The organism is Methyloceanibacter marginalis (genome assembly GCF_001723295.1).
Taxonomy (GTDB): domain Bacteria; phylum Pseudomonadota; class Alphaproteobacteria; order Rhizobiales; family Methyloligellaceae; genus Methyloceanibacter; species Methyloceanibacter marginalis.
Window position 1 is genome coordinate 1 of sequence record NZ_LPWD01000264.1, and the last position, 5,246, is coordinate 5,246.

Annotated in this window: 3 protein-coding genes and 1 pseudogene; 2 read left to right on the forward strand and 2 right to left on the reverse strand. The window is 62.7% G+C overall.

What is annotated here, in order from left to right; translation table 11 throughout:
• Nucleotides 1-497: 497 nt before the first annotated feature.
• Both AUC71_RS10135 and AUC71_RS10140 read right to left on the reverse strand, forming a co-directional pair.
• Complete coding sequence (locus tag AUC71_RS10135) at nt 498-1,208, reverse strand: peroxiredoxin-like family protein (protein WP_069624167.1); 711 nt, start codon at nt 1,206-1,208, stop codon at nt 498-500.
• Between the two features lie 168 nt (nt 1,209-1,376).
• Nucleotides 1,377-2,183, reverse strand: a complete 807-nt coding sequence (locus tag AUC71_RS10140) for a bestrophin-like domain (protein ID WP_083238260.1) — start codon at nt 2,181-2,183, stop codon at nt 1,377-1,379.
• A gap of 107 nt (nt 2,184-2,290) precedes the next feature.
• Here AUC71_RS10140 and AUC71_RS10145 point away from each other — a divergent pair, with 107 nt between their 5' ends.
• Both AUC71_RS10145 and uvrB read left to right on the forward strand, forming a co-directional pair.
• Nucleotides 2,291-3,103, forward strand: coding sequence for a formate/nitrite transporter family protein (locus AUC71_RS10145; protein WP_244500895.1), 813 nt, complete (start codon nt 2,291-2,293; stop codon nt 3,101-3,103).
• A 104-nt stretch (nt 3,104-3,207) separates the two neighbouring features.
• Nucleotides 3,208-5,246, forward strand: a pseudogene (uvrB, locus tag AUC71_RS10150) (excinuclease ABC subunit UvrB); the annotation flags it as partial.

Genomic DNA, 5,246 nt, shown 5'->3' on the forward strand with positions numbered 1-5,246 from the left:
CGTCTTGCGTGCCGTCCTCGCCGTCTTCCTCGCCGTGCTCTTGCGTGCAGTTGACTTCTTACTCGTCGTGCGTTTCTTCCCAGTCGTTCTCGTAGCCATCGCTTTGCTCCGATGCTGTTTTGATGTCGCTCGTCTACCCGTTCCTAAGACGCGTACATCGAATCACGCTTTACTTGTGGTCCAGGCTTGCCGTCCCACATGGCAAGTCAATTATTTTTTTTGAGTATAAGCTGATCGCAGCAGAAAATGGCAATTTAGCGAGCGCTCTTTGCCGATCTTCAACAACCAAATCTTTCCAAGCGCGCCATGATGCACCGCAAACTGTACATCCCGCGTGCGAAACGATTCGTTTTGTTAAGCACATGTTGCGCTCGTTTGCGCTGCGCAGAGCACCGAGATGCGTTCAACCGCATGACCATTGGCGGCCTCGCGCGCGCATGACACGCGATGCTTTGCGCGCGTCGTTTCACTGAAAAGTTGGAAGTGATCTCGGCGCGCTAATGCGCTTCACTGACCGCCGTGAGGATGTCTTCGGTTTTCATCCGGTTCCGGAAATCCGGATCGATAAAGCGTGCCTTGATAAGGCCGTCGCGTCCGACGACGAGCGTCGCCGGAAGGGGCAGAAGCCAGCCGTCATTGCCCTGGAACTGGGTGAGATCGATACCGAGTATCTCATACAGGCGGCGAATGGTGTCGCCGGCGCGGAACACGAGGCCGAGAGCGGAGGCGTAGACGAGGTTGCGATCGGTCAGAACCGAGAACGGCAGCCCGTATTTTTGTTGCAAAGCCTGCGCTTGCGGCCTGAGTTCCGGCACGATGGACACCACGTCGCCACCGATCGAGGCGATGAAGGGGTACGCCCGCGCCAAGGCCTGGAACTCCAGCCCGCAATAGCCGCACCAAGGGCCGCGATTGAAGCTGATGACGAGCGGCCCCCGTTCCATGAAGGAGCCGAGGCGGACCAGGTGACCTTCGCTGTCGGTGAGGTGGACGTCAGGGAGCGTCTCGCCAACGCCAGGCACGCGCCCGCCGACGCCGTTCTCCCGCAGGCGTGCGGCCAAATCGTCGTAACTAGACTCGAGCGTCGGGAAGAGCTTCCGCGACTCCCCCATATAATGGTCGAGCCTCTCATCGAGCGGCGCCTTGAGAGTATCGGCCCGACGAAAAGCCTCGGCGACGGACGTCTCGACTGATCCGACCTCGCTCATTGTGCCTTGTGGTACTTCCATGGAGGACGCAAGCGGAGACAGATAACCTGGGCTCTGGCCGCAATCATGGCATTTCGGCGAAAGGCCCGCTTTGGGCCCGATTTTGGGCCCAATATCCTTGCCATCGAGTAAACGGTCCCCGCGCGCGCTCCTGCGATTCGAGGCGACCTATGGCGCTGAGGCTTGGTCGGACATCTGCTGAAGGGCCTCGTCGAACGGATAGACCGAGATGTGCGGATCGCCCGTGAACGGGAAATCGAATGCCAGCCCGAGCAACAGCGACATCGCCACGAGAGCCGCCAACGAAGCGGTCATGAGAACCTGGGCCACGACGTTGGACGCCGCGAAGAACGCCGGGTAGCCGAGCGTGATCAAGCCTCCAACGATCAACACGAACCACAGGATCGGCGGGACCGAGCCGTCGGAGCTGTCGAGACGTTCGTTGCGGTTGTCGGTCATCACCGTCAGCAGGTCGAGGGAATGTTGGAACAGGGTGTTCTGCCTGCCGTCCTCCGGCTGTACCGCAAGAACCGCCGCCGTCAGCAATCTCAAATCTTTGGCCACCTGCTCGCTCGGCTTGCCCAAAGACATGGCCGGCCACCCATACTCGCGGACGTCCTTGATATAGGTGACGAGGTGCTTGCGGATTTCACTGCCGCCCTGGGGCAGCGCATACGAGAACCGGTGCAGGTCGACCGCGGCCTTGGCCTCGTCGCGCACCGCCCCCTGCGTGTCCCGATAATCTTCCCAAACAGCGATGACCACAAAAGCCAGTGTCACAGCGTAGAACACGCCGACCACGGCGAACTTGAACCCGGCGACCTCGTTGTTCAGGCTGAGGCGGCTCACCCCGTAGACGTAGCGGGTCAGCAGCATGAGCCCGACCGAGTAGATTTCCGCCACGAACGTGATCAGAAGGCCAGCCACCCACAAGGGCACGTCGTGGGTGAGCACCAGGAGTGGAAAGTCGGTCATTCCGCGGTCATTGCGCTCTCCTCCCAGGGGGCGCGTCCGGATAGGATCGCAGCGTCAAGTCCGCTACTTTCCGATCAAGCAAAGGTCGATTCGCGACAAGGAAACCCATGGCCAAGAAAGGCGCAAGCGCAAACGAACCTCAACCCCAGGAAGGCTTGACCCGTGAGGAAACCAAGTCGGTCAAGGAACGCCGCCGCCTGCGGGCCGCCGTGGTCTACGAGATCATTCGCCTCGAAGGCGAGGCGGAGCTTGCGCGCAAGTTTTCCGCACTTTGGTGGTCGGCGCTTGCCGCCGGCATTTCCATCGGGTTCTCGGTACTCTCTCAAGCCATGCTGGAGGCCACGCTCGAGGGCGTACCAGGCGCCCGCATGATCGCCGATTTCGGCTACTGCGTGGGCTTTCTCATCGTGATCCTTGCCCACCAGCAGCTCTTTACCGAGAACACGCTGACCGCCGTCCTCCCGGTGATGGTCAAGAAGGACTGGAACGCGATCCTGGACGTTCTTCGGCTATGGGCGATCGTTCTGGCGGGCAATCTGGTCGGGTGCTTCCTGTTCGCCGCGTTTCTCGCCTATTCCGGCGCGCTCAGCCCCGAGATAGCGGCCGCTGTCGGCGATATCAGCCGCCACATGATGGCCAATACGCCGCTCGAAATGTTCGTCAAGGGCATCGCCGCCGGCTGGCTCATCGCCGCCCTGGTCTGGATGCTACCCTCCTCCGAAGGCACCGAGATCTTCGTCATCACCCTCATCACCTACATCATCGCCCTCGGCGACTTCACCCACATCGTCGCCGGCTCGGTGGAAGCCATATATATGTGGCTCATCGGCGAGGAGAGTTTTTGGCGTGTGGCCGGTGGCTTCTTCATCCCGACCCTTCTCGCAACGTCGCGGGCGGCACGGTGCTCTTCGCCGTGGTGAGCTACGCCCAGGTCCGCGACGAGCTGGAAGGCTGACGAGGCCATGACACCCTAGCGGCAGCGCGCCTCTAGCCAAGACCCCTGCCCGCCGCCATATTCCAGACTATGTCCCGACAAGTACCCAAGACCTTTGGCTCCCGCGCCGAGCCGCGCGCCGTGACCGGCGAGACGGGTGGCCTGCCGCTCGGCGCCGACCGTCGCGAGCCCGGCTTCGGCGAGGCGCCGCAGCCGCTGATCCAGGGACATCCCCTGGTGACGGGCGCCGTGCCGGATTTCATCCCGCACCGTCCGCCCCGGCCCGAGAAGTCCGAAGGCGGCATCGTTCTCGACCTCAAGACGGAGCTCGCACCCAAAGGCGACCAGCCAAGCGCCATTGCCGAACTCGTATCCCAGGCGAATGCGCAAGAGCGCGATCAGGTGCTGCTTGGCGTCACCGGCTCGGGCAAGACCTTCACCATGGCCAAGGTCATCGAGCTGACCAGCGCCCGGCCCTGATCCTCGCGCCCAACAAGACGCTTGCCGCCCAGCTCTACGGCGAGTTCAAGAGCTTCTTCCCGGATAACGCGGTCGAGTATTTCGTCTCCTATTACGACTACTACCAGCCGGAAGCCTATATCCCGCGCACCGACACCTATATCGAGAAGGATTCGTCGATCAACGAGCAGATCGACCGCATGCGCCATGCCGCCACCCGCGCGCTGATCGAGCGCGACGACGTAATCATCGTGGCCAGCGTCTCATGCATCTACGGTATCGGCTCGGTCGAGACCTATACGGCCATGACCTTCAGCCTGAAGCGCGGCGACAAGGTGGAGCAGCGGCAGTTGATGGCCGACCTGGTGGCGCTGCAATACCGCCGCAACGACGTGAACTTCGTCCGCGGCTCGTTCCGCGTGCGCGGCGACACGATCGAGCTGTGGCCGGCCCATTTGGACGATCGCGCCTGGCGCATCTCCCTATTCGGCGACGAGGTGGAAACGCTGGTCGAATTCGATCCCTTGACCGGCGCCAAGACCGACGAGTTCAGCTCGGTCAAGATCTACGCCAACTCCCATTACGTGACGCCGAAGCCGACGCTGAAGCAGGCGATCCGCGGCATCAAGGAAGAGCTCAAGCAGCGCCTGACCGAGCTCAACGGCGCCGGGCGCCTGCTGGAAGCGCAGCGGCTGGAGCAGCGTACCTTGTTCGACCTGGAGATGATCGAGGCGACGGGCTCTTGCGCCGGCATCGAGAACTACTCGCGCTACCTCACGGGACGGAAACCCGGCGAGCCGCCGCCGACCTTGTTCGAATATTTGCCCGACAACGCGCTGGTGTTCGTGGACGAGAGCCATGTGACCGTGCCGCAGATCGGCGGCATGTTCCGCGGCGACTACCGGCGAAAGTCGACGCTGGCCGAATACGGTTTCCGCCTGCCGTCGTGCATGGACAACCGGCCTTTGCGCTTCGAGGAGTGGGACGCCATGCGACCGCAGACCGTCTATGTCTCGGCGACGCCAGGCGGCTGGGAGCTGGAGCAGACCGGCGGCGTGTTCGCCGAGCAGGTCATCCGCCCCACGGGACTGGTGGACCCGCCGGTGGAGGTGCGTCCGGCCACGACCCAGGTCGACGACCTCATCGACGAGACGCGCAAAGTGGTCGCCGCCGGCTACCGCGTGCTGGTCACCACGCTGACCAAACGCATGGCCGAGGATCTGACCGAGTACATGCACGAGCAAGGCATCCGCGTGCGTTACATGCATTCCGACGTGGAGACTCTGGAGCGCATCGAGATCATCCGCGATCTGAGACTGGGCGCCTTCGACGTGCTGATCGGCATCAACCTGTTGCGCGAGGGCCTCGACATTCCCGAATGCGCCCTGGTCGCCATCCTCGACGCCGACAAGGAAGGCTTCTTGCGCTCCGAGACCTCGCTGGTGCAGACCATCGGCCGCGCCGCGCGCAACGTGGACGGCAAGGTCATTCTCTATGCCGACGGCATCACCGGCTCCATGGAGCGCGCCATGGCCGAGACCACGCGCCGGCGCGAGAAGCAGACGGAGTGGAACACGGCGAACGGCATCACGCCCGAAAGCATCAAGAAGAATATCGGCGACATCCTCTCGAGCGTGTACGAGCGGGACCATGTGCTGGTCGACGCCGGC

Coding starts and splice junctions, on each gene's coding strand:
- AUC71_RS10135 (WP_069624167.1), bottom strand. CDS start 1,208: ATGAGCGAGGTCGGATCAGTCGAGACGTCCGTCGCCGAGGCTTTTCGT.
- AUC71_RS10140 (WP_083238260.1), bottom strand. CDS start 2,183: ATGACCGACTTTCCACTCCTGGTGCTCACCCACGACGTGCCCTTGTGG.
- AUC71_RS10145 (WP_244500895.1), top strand. CDS start 2,291: ATGGCCAAGAAAGGCGCAAGCGCAAACGAACCTCAACCCCAGGAAGGC.